Annotated in this window: 10 protein-coding genes; 8 read left to right on the top strand and 2 right to left on the bottom strand. The window is 70.7% G+C overall.

Annotation, left to right across the window (positions count from 1 at the left end):
* Positions 1-302 precede the first annotated feature (302 nt).
* From ACIQ6R_RS35225 to ACIQ6R_RS35200, 6 genes are all read left to right on the top strand, one after another.
* The gene (locus ACIQ6R_RS35225; protein WP_404225943.1) at positions 303-1,565 is read left to right on the top strand and encodes an MFS transporter; all 1,263 of its coding nucleotides are present in this window, start codon (positions 303-305) and stop codon (positions 1,563-1,565) included.
* On the top strand, positions 1,558-3,408 hold the full coding sequence (locus ACIQ6R_RS35220) for an alpha/beta fold hydrolase (RefSeq protein ID WP_404225941.1): 1,851 nt from the start codon (positions 1,558-1,560) through the stop codon (positions 3,406-3,408). Before ACIQ6R_RS35225 ends, ACIQ6R_RS35220 begins: the two co-directional genes overlap by 8 nt.
* Positions 3,409-3,485: 77 nt before the next feature.
* Positions 3,486-3,608, top strand: coding sequence for a hypothetical protein (locus tag ACIQ6R_RS35215; RefSeq protein ID WP_266720057.1), 123 nt, complete (start codon positions 3,486-3,488; stop codon positions 3,606-3,608).
* Positions 3,609-3,711: 103 nt separating this feature from the next.
* Positions 3,712-5,661 carry a RiPP maturation radical SAM C-methyltransferase gene (locus tag ACIQ6R_RS35210; protein WP_404225939.1) on the top strand — a complete coding sequence of 650 codons (1,950 nt, stop codon included), beginning with the start codon at positions 3,712-3,714 and terminating at the stop codon, positions 5,659-5,661.
* Between the two features lie 89 nt (positions 5,662-5,750).
* Positions 5,751-6,410, top strand: a complete 660-nt coding sequence (locus tag ACIQ6R_RS35205) for a DUF5825 family protein (protein ID WP_404225937.1) — start codon at positions 5,751-5,753, stop codon at positions 6,408-6,410.
* 380 nt (positions 6,411-6,790) lie between these two features.
* Positions 6,791-8,476, top strand: a complete 1,686-nt coding sequence (locus ACIQ6R_RS35200; protein WP_404225936.1) for a ribonuclease J — start codon at positions 6,791-6,793, stop codon at positions 8,474-8,476.
* Between the two features lie 690 nt (positions 8,477-9,166).
* Here the strand turns inward: ACIQ6R_RS35200 and ACIQ6R_RS35195 are convergent.
* Positions 9,167-9,781, bottom strand: a complete 615-nt coding sequence (locus ACIQ6R_RS35195; RefSeq protein WP_404225935.1) for a helix-turn-helix domain-containing protein — start codon at positions 9,779-9,781, stop codon at positions 9,167-9,169.
* A gap of 126 nt (positions 9,782-9,907) precedes the next feature.
* On the opposite strand from ACIQ6R_RS35195, the gene ACIQ6R_RS35190 reads away from it, so the two are divergent.
* The gene (locus ACIQ6R_RS35190; RefSeq protein WP_404225933.1) at positions 9,908-11,269 is read left to right on the top strand and encodes an MFS transporter; all 1,362 of its coding nucleotides are present in this window, start codon (positions 9,908-9,910) and stop codon (positions 11,267-11,269) included.
* A 296-nt stretch (positions 11,270-11,565) separates the two neighbouring features.
* On the opposite strand, the gene ACIQ6R_RS35185 is transcribed toward ACIQ6R_RS35190, so the two are convergent.
* Complete coding sequence (locus tag ACIQ6R_RS35185) at positions 11,566-12,702, bottom strand: endo-1,4-beta-xylanase (protein WP_404225931.1); 1,137 nt, start codon at positions 12,700-12,702, stop codon at positions 11,566-11,568.
* A 457-nt stretch (positions 12,703-13,159) separates the two neighbouring features.
* Between ACIQ6R_RS35185 and ACIQ6R_RS35180 the strand changes: the two genes are divergently transcribed.
* Positions 13,160-14,470: an SGNH/GDSL hydrolase family protein gene (locus ACIQ6R_RS35180; RefSeq protein ID WP_404225930.1), complete on the top strand. Its 1,311-nt coding sequence runs from the start codon at positions 13,160-13,162 to the stop codon at positions 14,468-14,470.
* Position 14,471 lies beyond the last annotated feature (1 nt).

Below are 14,471 nucleotides of genomic sequence, written 5' to 3'. Positions count from 1 at the left end.
ACGCTCCTGACCAGCCGTTCCTCGGCCATCTTCAGCCGATTCGGCCAACGATTGCGCGCTGTGGGCCTCTTGTCGCCAACGTCCGGCGCTGACTAGGCTCCCGTCCGGTTTCACGCTTCGCGCACATTTTCTACACGAGGGGGCCACCGTACGGGGTGGCCTCCAGGCCGGTGGGGAGGTGGGGGAACGTCGACGCGTCACCGATCCGCCGGCCTTCCGGCCGTCCCGCCCCGCCGCATGACGAGCACGGCCCCACCGCCGGGCGGAAACGCGGCACGGCACGGGCGGACCAGCACGACGGTGTGCCCGGCCGGGCACACCGGGACCTCAGGATTCTGTGGTGGGTCAACGGAGTCGACGGGCTCGGCAGCCAGACGTCCGGACTGGTTCTCCCGCTGCTGCTCCTGGAACTCGGGCACAGCCCCGGCACCGCAGGCTCGCTCGCGAGCGCGGCCGCACTGACCGGAGTCGTCCTCGGACCGCTCGTCGCGGTACCCGCGGACCGGGGCCGACGGCGAAGGCTGATGACGGGATCGGCGGCGCTCGCGGCGCTGGGAACGGGGGTGCTGGCCCTGTTCTGCCTGGGCCGCCCCGCGTTATGGGTCGTCGTGGCGCTGGCTCTGACGGAACGTTTGTGCGCCGTGGTCTACGACGCCGCGTCACGCGGTGCCCTGGCACAGCTGGCCGCCACCGCGGAATTGCCCCGCGCGGCAGCCGGCATGCAGGTCGGCGACCAGGTCGCGCTCATCGTGGGCCCGGCGCTCGGCGGCGTCCTCTTCCAGCTCGCCCGCCCTCTGCCCTTCCTGGCCGACGCGCTCTCCTACGCGGCGACCGCACTGGGCGTGCGGGCCATCCGCACACCGCTGGACGCACCTGCCGCAGAGCGTGGCGCAGCCCCCGGCACCGGTCCCCGTCCGCGCAAGAAACGGACCGGACTGCTCGGCTCCGCGAAGGCCGGGGTGGTCACCGTCGCCGGATCACCGGTCCTGCGGCTCGTCCTGGTCTGGACTTCGACCGCCGGGGGCGCGCTGACACTGCTGTTCTACACCGCCTTGTTCCGGCTCGGCTCCGACGCGCACAGCGCCGCGGCCGGCCTGGTCCTCGCCGGGGCCGGAGCCGCCGGTCTCCTGGGCTCGCTGACGGCGGCCCACGCCGTACGGCGGCTCGGGGCGACACGGCTGCTGACCCTGACAGCCTGGCTGCTGCCCGTCTCGTGCGGTTCCCTGCTGTGGGCGGACGGTGCGCTCGGCTGGGGAATGGCGTTCGCCGGGCTGTCCCTGCTGGTACCGCTGGTCACCGTGGTCCTGTCCAGCGTCGCCATCGCGTGTACTCCGACGGCTGTGCAGTCGCGGACCGCGAGCGTGATCGGCTCGGTGTCCGCACTGGCCGCGGCCGGGGCGCCGGCCCTCACCGCGGTGCTGATGACCACCTGGAGTTTCCGCACTCCCGCGCTGCTGTGCACCGTACTGTTCCTGATGCTGGCCGTGTACACGCAGGTCCGGGCCCCCGGTGTCCTACGTGCGGGCGCCGCGGCCGTCGCCGGGCGCGGGGGCGACGATGGGTGACGCCTTCCAGGTCTTCCTCGGCGCCCTGCCGGAGGTGTGCCCTCGGGACGGACTCCGCATGGTGCTGACGGCGGACGCCGACGGCCGCTGCGAGGTGTTCGCGTGGGACGCGGCCACCCGCACGGCGCGGCAGGTCACCGACCGCCCCGGGGGCACGGTGCACTGTGCGATCGACGCCGAAGCGTACGTGTGGTGGTTCGACGAGGACGCCGACGGCCAAGGACACTGGTGGTTCCAGCCGTTCACCGGAGGGCCCCGGCTGCCCGGCCTGCCCGGGGCACCGACCGGGCGACCGCGCGGCCTGGCCGTGACCGACGACGGGACGGCCGCCGCGGCACTGGGGCTGCCGGACGGCGGCACGAGCCTGCTCATGGGCCGACGGGGCCGCGTCCCGCGCGAGGTCTTCCGCGTCGCGGAGGAGGGCAGCCTCGGCGGCGTCACCCCGGAAGGCGATCTGGTGGCCCTGGTGACAGTGGCCGACGGCACGCCGGTCGTCGCCGTCGTCACCCCCGGCGGCCGGATCGTCGCGACACTGCCCGGCCCGGACGGCCCCGGCGGCAGATTGTGGTGCCGGGGCTTCTCGCCACGGCCGGGCCGATCCGAACTACTGCTGGTGCACGAGGGCGACGACCACTACGAACTGGCGACGTGGACGGCGTGCCGCGGACTGCGCACACACTCCTGGTGCCGTTTCGACACCGAGGTGACGGCGCGCTGGTATCCCGACGGCGACGAGGTGCTCGTACGCCAGGAGCGCCAAGGCCGTTCCCTGCTGCACCGGGTGTCTATGCGCTCCCACACCCGCCGTCTGATCCCCACTCCGGCCGGGAGCCTGCTGGACGCGGCACCGCGTCCGGGCGGCGGGCTGCACTACCTGTGGACCGACACCGCCCACCCGCCCGTCCTGCGCACGACCGACGGTGTGGCCCTGCCTGCCCCCGGCCCGCTGCCGCGGGTACCCGGGCAGCACACCGACCTGTGGACCCCCACACCCGACGGCCCGGTCCACACCCTGCTCAGCCTGCCGCGTCCCGGTGACGGCCGGCTCACCGACGCAGAAGGCCGTGCCGGCGGCCCGCGTGCCGCGGCCGGTGTCACTCCCCCGCCGGCCGTGTTCCTGGTGCACGGGGGGCCCGCCGACCACGACCGGGACGCCTACGACGCCACGGTGCACTCGCTGGTGGCCTCCGGCTATGCCGTGGCACGCGTCAACTACCACGGCTCCACCGGCTACGGCCCCCGCTGGCGGCGAGCCGTGGGGGCGCCTGTCGGCCACCCCCAGGTGGCCGATCTGGCCGCCGTACGGGCCGACCTCGTCCGGCGCGGACTCGTCGACCACCGGGCCACGGCCCTGTGGGGGGTGTCCTGGGGCGCCTATCTGGTCCTGCTCGCCCTCGGCACCCGCCCGCAGGTGTGGCAGGCCGGTATCGCGGTGAAACCCGTCGCCGACTGGGTGGCCGCCCACCGGACGACCACGCCGGCGCTGCGTGCCCTGGACGTCCGCTGGTTCGGCGGCACCCCGGAACAGGTACCGCAGCGGTACTCCGACAGCTCACCGCTCACCTTCGCGGCGCAGGTCAGGGCGCCCCTGCTCGTGGTCGGCGCGGACCGGGACGTAAAGTGCCCGCCCGAGCAGATCCGCAGCTACCTCGCCGCGCTGTCCGCCGCGGACGTCGACCACGACCAGATGTGGCTCGACACCGGACACGACGGCTACGACGGCGCGGCACATGTGGCGGTACTGCGCCGCTCCCTGGCCTTCCTGCAGGCGCACCTGCCCGCGCGGCAGGCCGCCGCCCCCTCACGTCCCCCGGAACGCCCGGGAGGACCCCGGCCCCGCTGACAGACACAGCGGGACCGGGTCGTGCACAGAACCACCCGCTCGAAGAACACTCCGTGCAACCGAGAAGGAGGACGACCGTGCAGAAGGACATCATCCACAACGACCCGCTCGCCGGCGACGAGGAGAACCGCAAGCCCGGCATCGGCATCACCATCACCATCCCGTTCCGCAACGCCGCCGAGAGCGACGACGAGGAGTGACGCACCGCCCGGCCGGCCCGACCTGACGCGGGCCGGCCGGGCTCCCTCCGTACCTCCGTCGTGCTTCCCACCGCGTCGGCCGCCCGCGCCCAAGGAGTCCACCGTGCGCGTACTTCTCGTCAACATGCCCTGGTCACCGATCGACCTGCCCTCACTGGCGCTCGGCATCCTGAAACGAAGCGTCGACGAACGCGTCGAGGGCGCCACGTGCGAGGTGCTGCACGCCAACCTGGAGTTCACCGACTGGATCACCGGCCGTACGGAGTTCACGGCCGAGGACTACGACTACTACGCCCTCTCCTCCTACTTCCTCGGCTGCGGTGACTGGGTCTTCTCCTCAGCCCTCTACGACGACCCCGAGTGGCGGGAGCCGGAGTTCGTCGAGGTGATGACACCGAAGCTGCGCCGCTCCCGGATGCGAATGACCCGGGAACTGCACCGGATCGTGCCGGAGTTCGTCGACGAGACGGCCCGCCGTGTCGTCGATCTGCAGCCCGACGTGGTCGGGTTCACGTCCACCTTCCAGCAGAACACCGCCGCGCTGGCCGCCGCCCGGCACATCAAGCGCCTCGCACCCGGCATCGTGACCGTGCTGGGCGGCGCCAACTGCGACGCCGAGCAGGGCGCCGCCGTCCACCGGAACTTCCCCTTCGTGGACTACGTGGTCCGCGGAGAGGGCGAGGACGCCTTCCCCCGGCTGCTGACCGCGCTGCGCGACGGCGCCCCGGCAGCCGCCGCCTCGATACCGGGCCTGTGCCACCGCACGGCGGACTCCGCGCACACCGCCAACCTCATGCCGTCCGGACCACTGCCGCCGGCGGCGATCCTTCCCCCCGACTACAGCGGTTACTTCGAACGACTCGCGGCGTCCGTGGCACGCAACTGGGTCGAACCGAAGCTGGTCGTCGAGGGCGCCCGCGGCTGCTGGTGGGGAGAGAAGCACCACTGCACCTTCTGCGGACTCAACGGTTCCTTCATGGAGTTCCGCAGCAAGAGCCCGGACACCTTCTACCGCGAGATCATGGACCTGGCCGAACGCCACCGGGTGCTCGACATGTACCTCGTCGACAACATCCTCGACATGCGCTACCTGACCACCGTCCTGCCCCGCATCATCGACAGCGGCTACGACCTGCGCATGCACATCGAGATCAAGGCCAACATGCGGCGCCCACAGCTGAGGCTTCTGGCCGACGCCGGCCTGGTCTACGTCCAGCCCGGCATCGAGAGCCTCAACAGCCGCGTCCTCGACCTCATGGACAAGGGCGTCAGCGGCTGCCAGAACGTCCGTATGCTCCGCGACGCGGCGGAGACCGGTCTGTCGGTGTCGTGGAACTACCTGCACGGATTCCCCGGCGAGACCGCGCAGGACTACGAACCCGTCATCCACCAACTGCCCGCCCTGGAGCACCTCAACCCGCCCGTCGACCTGTCCGCGCGCATCGCCATCGAGCGCTTCAGCCCGTACTTCAAGCGCCCCGAACTGGGCTTCACCGGACTGCGGCCCGAGGAGCACTACCTGTTCACCTACGACCTGCCCGAGGCGGAACTGCACGACCTTGCCTACGTCTTCCAGGCACCGGAACGCGGTATCACCGAGCCGACGGTGAAGCTCCTCAACGACGCCATCGCCGCGTGGAAGAAGCACCACGCCGACGCCCGCCTGACCCACACGGACCTGGGCGACCGGATCGTGCTGGTCAGCCGGCGGCCGCCCTTCGACTGGCGGACCATGGAACTCACCGACCCGCTCAAGACCGCGCTCTTCCGGCTACTGGACCAACCGCACACCGCCGTGGCGCTGCACCGCAAGCTGACGTCGTCCGCGTCCTCCTGGGGCACGCGCTGCACGCCCCACGACATCGAGACCCTGCTGGAGGAGTGGATCGAGCACGGCATGGTGTTCACCGACGCGGGCCAGTACGTGCACATCGCCCCAGCCGCCGTGAACCAGGACCTGCTGCGCCTGGACTACATGCGGCACACCCACGCCCGCGACGAGACCGCGGCCCCGACCGGCGCCGACGCCGGGCCCGCGCACGCCATGGCCTGAGCGCCGTCCCCTCCTCCGCCTCCCGCCTCCCGGCCTCCCGACGCCCCGCCCCGTCCTGCCCCGTCCCGCCCCGGAACGAAGGACCGCAGATGACAGCCACCGCACCGGACCTCGCGCTACGTGCCTGGCGCGACCTCGACCATCAAGCCCGTGACCTGCCGGGCATGTCACTGGGCCGCCTGCCGGTGACTCCGGTGCCCCAGGACGCCGACCGTCTCTGGGCCCTCGGCGTACGTCACGCCGAACTGGACACGGCGGTCGACCTGTCCGTCGACGATCCCGTGACGCATCGGCGGGCCGTCGACCGCCTGTGCCTGGTCCGTGACCTCACCGCCCGGGCCGTCTCGGTCGACTGGGACCTCCATCTGTCGCCCCAGGAGTCGGATCACCAGTGGAAGGTCCTCTCCCACCTGCAACCGCCTCGCACGATCGCCGGCCTGGAAGAGGCCGAGGACGCGTTGCACGCCTGGCGGACCCGGCACTACCTGTGCAAGCTCGTCTGGCGCCAGGGGCCCGGGTTCGTCCAGATCCGCGACCGGCGCTGGGGAGACCTGCGCCGCTTCACCGCCGACGAACCGCGCTACCGGGAGGCCATCGCCCTTCTCGCCCCGGGCGTGCACCACACCGAGGTACCCGCCGACGTGCTGGAGGAGTTCACGGCCGAACACCTCGTCCTGCGCGTCGGTGAGCTGGCCTGGTGGCTGCCCTATCGAGTCTCCCGCTGGCTCCAGGAAGCCATGGCCGTGTGAGGCCGCGGGTCTCACACTCCGGCGGGAGGGGCGGCGTTCGCCACGTGTGGTCAGCGGCGGCCGCCGAACAGGTCACGACGAAGTTCGCGCGCGGCGCGCAGGTCGCCGCCGGTGCGCGAAGCAGCCGCGGCCGCGTCGGCGGGCCGGGCCCGCGCGCCCGGCCCGCCGACGCGAGCGCGAGGACGGGTGAGCCTTCAGAGGGTCACTCGCCGGTCGGAGGGACGGAGCACGGGCAGAGGAGTGCGGATCCCAGCAATGATCACAAACGCTGCCGTAACAGCCCGTGCCACCCCCTGAACAGCGCAGCCGCGCACTGTGTCGAGCCGGCCGGTCGGGCAGCCAGTGGATCACCTCCGCGGACTCTCCGGTAACGTCGAAACATGAGTCATCCGCATCCTGAACTGAAAGCCGCCCCTCCCCTGCCCGAAGGAGGGCTGAGGGTCGTCGCCCTGGGCGGTCTGGGTGAGATCGGCCGCAACATGACCGTCTTCGAGCACGCCGGCAAGCTGCTCATCGTCGACTGCGGCGTGCTGTTCCCCGAAGAGACCCAGCCCGGCGTGGACGTGATCCTGCCGGACTTCACCTCGTTCCGTGATCGCCTGGCGGACATCGTTGCCGTGGTGCTCACCCACGGCCACGAGGACCACATCGGTGGCGTGCCGTACCTGCTGCGGGAGCGTTCCGACATCCCCGTCGTGGGCTCGAAGCTGACCCTGGCGTTCCTGGAGGCCAAGCTCAAGGAGCACGGCATCCGACCGCGTACGGTGCGGGTCCGCGAGGGGGACCGACGCCGCTTCGGCCCCTTCGACTGCGAGTTCGTCGCGGTCAACCACTCCATCCCGGACAGTCTCGCCGTCGCGATCCGCACGGGTGCCGGAATGGTGCTGCACACGGGTGACTTCAAGATGGACCAGTTCCCGCTGGACAACCGCATCACCGACCTGCGCTCCTTCGCCCGCCTCGGCGAGGAAGGCGTCGATCTCTTCCTCACGGACTCCACCAATGCCGAGGTCCCTGGCTTCACCACCTCCGAGCGCGACCTGAATCCGGCGATCGAGCAGGTCATGCGCACCGCCCCGCGCCGGGTGATCGTCTCCAGCTTCGCCAGTCATGTACACCGCATCCAGCAGGTCCTGGACGCCGCGCACCAGCACGGCCGCAAGGTCGCCTTCGTGGGCCGCTCCATGGTCCGCAACATGGGCATCGCCCGCGACCTCGGTTACCTGAAGGTTCCCAGCGGCGTGGTCGTCAGTACCAAGGAACTCGAGAAGCTCCCCGACCACAAGATCGCCCTCGTGTGTACCGGGTCCCAGGGCGAGCCGATGGCGGCTCTGTCCCGGATGGCCAACCGCGACCACATGATCCGCATCGGCAAGGGCGACACCGTCCTGCTCGCCAGTTCCCTGATCCCCGGCAACGAGAACGCCATCTACCGGGTGATCAACGGGCTGACCCGGTGGGGCGCCCATGTCGTCCACAAGGACAACGCCAAGGTGCACGTCTCCGGGCACGCCAGCGCCGGTGAACTCGTGTACTGCTACAACATCGTCAAGCCCCGCAACGTCATGCCGGTGCACGGCGAATGGCGCCACCTGCGGGCCAACGCCGACCTTGCCATCCGAACGGGGGTCGATCCCGAGCGGGTGGTCATCGCCGAAGACGGCGTGGTCGTCGACCTCGTGGACGGGCGGGCATCGATCACCGGCAAGGTGCCCGCGGGTAACGTCTACGTGGACGGCATGGAGGTCGGCGGGGCCACCGAGGCGTCCCTCAAGGACCGCGTCACCCTCGCGGAGGAAGGCGTGGTCACCGTGGTGGCCATCGTCGACGCCGACACCGGCGCCCTCGCCGAGACACCCGACTTCCTGGCCCGCGGGTTCGTCCACGACGACACCACCTTCGAACCGGTCGTCCCTGTCATCGAGAAGACTCTGGCGACCGCGGCCCAGGAAGGAGTCGGCGACGCACACCAGCTGGAACAGCTCATCGCCCGTGCCGTGGCGAACTGGGCCTTCCGGACCTACCGCCGTCGGCCCCTCATCATCCCCGTCATCATCGACGCCTGACCGTCACCCCCGCCCCCACTCCTGCCCTGCCGGCAGCGGAGACGGCTTCACGCCCGCGTCTACCGGCGGACGAAGACGGCGCCCCAGTCACGACATCGGGCATCAGCGGTCCCTCGGGCGTTTCGGTGCCTGCGCTTCCAAGGACGACCCTGGCTTGCCGGGCGGCGTCCTCGGCACCGCAGGTCGCCGGCCGGTGCTCGAAGCCGGTCGCCCCGTTGACCAGGTGTGTCAGGAAGTGCTCAAGCCGGTTTTCGTCGCGCCGGCCGTCGAGGCGCGTGTCGGCCCGGCGGGTCGCGGCCCGGCGTCAGCCAAGGACTGTGCCTGTGGAGGCGGCTGGCCGACGTCGGCGTGAGAAGGCACCGAGGTCGATTGCCGGCGGTGTGTTCGCAGGTGGGCGGGAGCGCACTGCGGTCGTGGTCGTGCCCGCCTTCGACACCGTGGATCAGGGTGGGGTCATGAGGCGGCCTGCCGGAGGGGCGTTCTTGAACTGATTGCCGCTGGTGCCGCCGGCTACGTAGAAGCCGGCAAGGTCGGTTCGGTGGTACACGGGGCCTGTCGTCGGTCAATCTCGCGCAGAACGCGGCCACGTTCCTTCACCGCCTCGCCGCACGCGGCGGATCCGTCACCAGCGCGCTCACGCACGAGACGCATGTGACCGGGCTGCAGGCAGCGTTCCTCGGGACTCAACAATCACGTTCCGGTCGGCGAGAGCGGATCCGTTGTGGACGGTCTCACGCGGACGATCGCCTGGTCTCCTCGGGGACCGAACAGGTGCAGGATCTCCACGGTGTTCGTGTCCGCGGGGCCGAACCAGTGGGGCTCGGTGGTGTCGAACTCGACCACTTCGCCGGGCCGCAGCGTGAAGTCCTGCGTCCCGAGGATGAGGCGTAGCCGACCGGCGAGGACATAGAGCCATTCGTAGCCCTCGTGGGTGACCAGTTCCGGCTGGCGGGGGGCCAGTATCTGCTTGAAGACCTGCACTCGGCCCGGGTACTGCGTCAGCGGTACGAGGACGCTGCCGCGCTGCTTGCGCAGGGGCCGGAGGTGCACCCGGGGGTCGCCGCTGGCGGGCGCCGCCACCAGTTGGTCGAGTGCGACGTGGTGGGCCCGTGCCAGCGGGATGAGCAGGTCCAGAGTCGGGCGCCGTTTGCCCGACTCCACCCGGGACAGTGTGCTGACCGAGATCCCGGTCGTGGCCGCGAGTGCCTCGAGCGTGAGTCCCCTTTCCCGGCGCAGCGTGCGCAGCCGGGGCCCGATGCCGTCGAGGATCTGTTCCAGCTCCGTGTCCCCGGTTCCTGTGTTCATGGGGACATTTTTGCAGTGTTCGCAAAACTCATGGGCTGCGGCTGCCGTTCGGGCTGAACCTTGCCGGACACTGTTCCCGGACTTCAGAGGTAGACCGTGACCGCGACGACACACCTTGTTCCACCCATGCTGAGTGCGCGCAGACGCTGGACGGTACTGGCGGTCTGCTGCCTGAGCATGTTCCTGGTGGGCCTGGACACCACCATCGTCAATGTGGGTCTGCCCGCCATCGGGCGGGGCCTGGCTGTCGGCACGCGCGGTCTCGAATGGATCGTGGACGCCTACACCCTCGTCCTGGCCAGTCTGCTGATCTCCTCCGGCGCACTGGCGGATCGCTTCGGACGCCGCCGGGTGTTCCAGTGCGGGCTGGCCGTGTTCGGTGCGGCATCGCTGGTCTGCGCGCTCGCCCCGTCGGCGGGCGTACTCATCGCGGCGCGCGCCCTGCAGGGCGTCGGTGCCTCGATGCTCAGCCCCGTGGCGCTCGCGATCGTGGTGAACGCGATGCCGGACCCGAAGGAACGGGCGCAGGCGATCGGCATCTGGGCGTCCGTGTTCGGCCTGAGCATGGCCGCTGGTCCCGTCGCGGGCGGTGCGCTGCTCTCGGGGCTCGGCTGGCGGGCGCTGTTCTGGATCAACGCACCGGTCATCGCGGCCGCTCTGCTGCTCGTTGCGGTCTTCGTGCCGGAATCCCGGGCACCGCGGGCGCGGCGTCTCGACCTGCCCGGCCAGGTCCTGCTGACCGTGGTCCTCGCGGTCGTGGTCGGCGTCCTGATCGAAGGGCCCCACATCGGCTGGGCGTCGCCTGCGGCGCTGGCGGGCTACGCGGGGGCTGCTGTGGCGGCGGCCATGTTCGTGTGGGTCGAGTTCCGCCGACGTGAGCCGCTGATGGATCCGCGGCTCTTCGGGCGCCCGGCCTTCAGCGGTGCCGTCGTGGGCGCGGTGGCGGTCTTCGTCGCTCTGACCATGACGCTGCTCATGAACACCCTCTACCTCCAGCACACTCGGGAATGGACGCCGCTGGCCGCCGGAGTGGCGACCTTGCCCCTGGCCGTCGGAGCGACCGTCTGCGCCCCCTGGTCCGGCCGCATGGTCGGCCGCACGGGACCGCGGCTGCCGCTGCTCCTCGCCGGCGGTTTCATCACGGCCGGCGGGCTCTGCCTGGTCCGGCTCACTCCGCACACGAGCGTGATCCTGCTTCTGGCCGCATACTCGCTCATCGGCGTCGGGTTCGGCTTCGCCAACGCCCCGATCACCAACACCGCGGTCAATGGACTGCCACCCTCCCGTGCCGGTGTGGCCGGGGCGATCACTTCCACCGCACGGCAACTCGGTTCCGCCGTCGGCATCGCTCTCGCCGGTGGCCTGGCCGCAACCGCCGGTCCGAGGGGGCTCGCAGACGCGTTCCGCCCGGGCTGGGTCCTGGTCGCCACCTGCGGTGTGCTGATTCTCCTCGTCGCCCACGTGTCACGACCGAGGGAGGCCTCCTAGGCGCCGCCTCCCCACACGCGCGATGAGCCACGCGTCTCACCGCAGCGCGGCCGCCGTGCGCCCGGCCGCACCGTCGTCCGTCGTCCGTCGTCCGTCGTCCGTCGAAGGGGGCCACCGCCTCGTCGAGCGCTGCCGAAGTCGCTCCATCGCTCATGTCGCCGCCGAGAGCCCGTGCACAGAGTGATCGATTCCGGTGCCTGGCGTCCTTGGCGCACGCCAGTCACCGGGACATCGTCATCATGGAGCACTCGACCACGGCCCGAACGGTGGTGAACCCTGGCGGCGGACCAAAGGGATCAGTCTCCCCGCGCCGCTCGCAGCGTGGACCGCAGGGCGTGGAAGGCGGGCTTGCGGCCGAAGTCCTCGGTCATGACCGTCGCGGCCCCCTCCCCCTGGAAGAACACCGGCACCCATGAGTACTTGTCGGTGAAGCCCCAGATCGTGAACGAGTTGCAGTCCTCGACGGCCAGACACGCCGACAGCGCTCGCTGATAGTAGTCGGCCTGCTGCTTCTGCTGCGCGCCGGTGGGCCTGCCGCTCTCCGGCAGGTCCACCCGTACGTCCAGTTCGGTGACGGCCGTCTCCAGACGCAGCGCGTCGAACCGCCGCAGGTTCGCCTCCAGATCCCCCGGGAAGCCGTACCGCGTGCTCAGGTGGGCCTGCACGGAGAACCCGTGCACGGGCACCCCCTGCCGGATCAGGTCCCGCGTGAGGGCGTAGTAGGCATCGCTCTTGGCGTTGACGCTCTCGACACCGTAGTCGTTGAAGAACAGCTTCGCCTTCGGGTCGGCCTCGTGCGCCCAGCGGAAGGCGTCGGCGACGATGCCCGGGCCGAGTTCGCGGATCCAGATGTTGTCCTGTGTACGCAGCTCTCCCCGGTCGTCGAAGATCTCGTTCGCGACGTCCCACTGCTGGATCCTGCCGGCGTACCGGCCGACGACGGTGGTGATGTGCTCGCGCAGGATCGCGCGCAGTTCCTCCTTCGAGAACTCGCCCTGCTCCAACCACTGCGGGTTCTGGCTGTGCCACAGCAGTGTGTGTCCCCGCACGACCTGGCCGTGCCGCTCGGCGAAACCGACGATGGCGTCCGCGGCCTCGAAGTCGTATCGGTTCCGCTCCGGGTGGACGAACTCCCACTTCATCTGGTTCTCGGGCGAAACCGAGCTGAACTGGCGCCCGAGGATCTTCCGGTACTCGCGGTCCGAGGTGAACGGGTCCGGGTAGTCCTGCTCCAAGTGGTGACCGCCGCCTGCCACGGCGGTGCCCACGAAGAAGTCCTCGGGGGCGGCGTCGCGCAGTCGGTCGAACCTGGCGTTGGAGTGCGGAGCGGATCGCCGGTCGGCCGCCGGGTCGGCCCCGGCCACGCCGGCCGCGACCGGCAGCGACAGGGCGGTGGTGGCCAGGGCCACGGTGACGAAGCGGAGACGCCTCATGCGGAAAACCTCATTCCGTACCCTCGAAAGATTCGGTAGTCGAATCGAAATTTTTGCAGCACCGGAAGCTAAGCGCCTGCCGGAGGCGAGGTCAATACCCGTACACACGGACGCACCGCCAGAAGCACCGTTCCCGCGGAAGCGTTCGCCGCAGAGCGGCTTGAAGCGCGGTCAGTCAACCTCAACAGAGGGCGTATCGAGTAGTTGGTTGCTGCGGTGAGGGCTTTCAGTCAGCTTGCCCTGTGGCTTTCGACGGCAGGACCCAAGTACCGAAATGTTTCGGCGGGCACACGTCTTGACGCCCCGAAAGTCGGTTGCCTAACGTCGTCGTCGCTCCATGGAAGACCGCGTGGACGCACCTTTTCGGGAAGCCTCGTCGTCGTACCCGGCTGTGCCGTTCACGGGGCTGCGCCGCTGATGGTCGGCGCCATGAAGGGACGGCACCGCCGTGCGAAGAATGTCATGGATCAGCAGTCTCACCGCCTGGGGCCTGCTTGCGATCTCACTCCTGACCGCCGCCTCCACCGGCGGAGCGGCGGGCGCGGCCGACGCGGAGAACTCCGCCCGGAAAGGGCGGCACTGGGTGAACACCTGGGCGGCCATGCCGCAGTTGACGGAACCCGGCAACATGCCGCCGCCGCCGTTCACCCAGGAGGACGCCGTCCTCGTCGACAGCACCCTGCGCCAGACGGTGCGGGTCACGGTCGGCGGGGAGCGGATCCGGCTGCGCTTCTCCAACGCCTTCGGCGGCGCTCCCCTGCCGATCACCTCGGCGTCGGTGGCACGCCCGGTCGACGGCCGGGCCGGGGCCGCCGGGATCGAGCCCGGTTCCGCCCGCACGGTCACCTTCCAAGGCGGTGCGTCGACGACCGTGCCGGTGGGTGCGCAGGCCGTGTCCGACCCGCTGCCGTTCCACGTGGCGGCGGGGAGCAACCTCACGGTGACGACGTACCTGGCCGAGGGCCAGGCGTCGCGCGACATCACCTCGCACCCCGGGTCGCGGACCACGTCCCACCTCCTGGCCGGTGACCACGTCGATGCCGTGGACCTGGCGGGGGCCACGCCCACCGACCACTGGTACCTCCTGAGCGGGATCGAGACGTGGGCGCCGGCGCGCACGGCCGCTGTCGCGGTCGTCGGGGACTCGCTGACCGACGGGCGGGGCTCGACCACCAACATGAACAACCGCTGGCCCGACCAGTTCCTCGACCGTCTGCTGTCACGGTCCGGCGGCACGGCTGACACCGCCGTCCTCAACCAGGCGGCGGGCGGCAACCGGGTACTGAACGACGGTCTGGGTCCGAACCTGCTCGCCCGCCTCGACCGTGACGTGCTGGCGCAGAGTGGTGTGAAGTGGCTCGTCGTCTTCGAGGGGGTCAACGACATCGGTACGGCGCCGGCCACGCCCGCCGCGCAGAAGGACGTCGCGGCGCGGTTGATCGCGGCGTACGAGCAGATCGTCGTACGCGCGCACGCCCACGGCATCGAGGTGTACGGGGCGACCCTGCCGCCGTTCGGCGGCAACGAGACGTACGACGACGCGGAAGGGCTGCGGGAGGAGGCCCGGCGGACGGTGAACGCGTGGATCCGTGACAGCGGCCGGTTCGACGCGGTGATCGACTTCGACGCGGCGGTGCGGGACCCGGCCGCTGGGGAGCGGCTGCTGCCCGCCGCCGACGGGGGCGACCACCTGCACCTGAACCCGCACGGCTACGGTCTGCTGGCCGACGCGGTGCCCGTCCGGCTGTTCCGGGACGCCCGCGGCTAGG

The sequence above is a fragment of the Streptomyces sp. NPDC096048 genome (assembly GCF_044763415.1).
In the GTDB taxonomy this organism is placed as follows: Bacteria; Actinomycetota; Actinomycetes; order Streptomycetales; family Streptomycetaceae; genus Streptomyces.
This window is presented reverse-complemented; position numbering and strand designations above follow the sequence as displayed.

Coding starts and splice junctions, on each gene's coding strand:
- ACIQ6R_RS35185 (WP_404225931.1), bottom strand. CDS start 12,702: ATGAGGCGTCTCCGCTTCGTCACCGTGGCCCTGGCCACCACCGCCCTG.
- ACIQ6R_RS35195 (WP_404225935.1), bottom strand. CDS start 9,781: ATGAACACAGGAACCGGGGACACGGAGCTGGAACAGATCCTCGACGGC.
- ACIQ6R_RS35200 (WP_404225936.1), top strand. CDS start 6,791: ATGAGTCATCCGCATCCTGAACTGAAAGCCGCCCCTCCCCTGCCCGAA.
- ACIQ6R_RS35180 (WP_404225930.1), top strand. CDS start 13,160: ATGTCATGGATCAGCAGTCTCACCGCCTGGGGCCTGCTTGCGATCTCA.
- ACIQ6R_RS35190 (WP_404225933.1), top strand. CDS start 9,908: ATGCTGAGTGCGCGCAGACGCTGGACGGTACTGGCGGTCTGCTGCCTG.
- ACIQ6R_RS35220 (WP_404225941.1), top strand. CDS start 1,558: ATGGGTGACGCCTTCCAGGTCTTCCTCGGCGCCCTGCCGGAGGTGTGC.
- ACIQ6R_RS35205 (WP_404225937.1), top strand. CDS start 5,751: ATGACAGCCACCGCACCGGACCTCGCGCTACGTGCCTGGCGCGACCTC.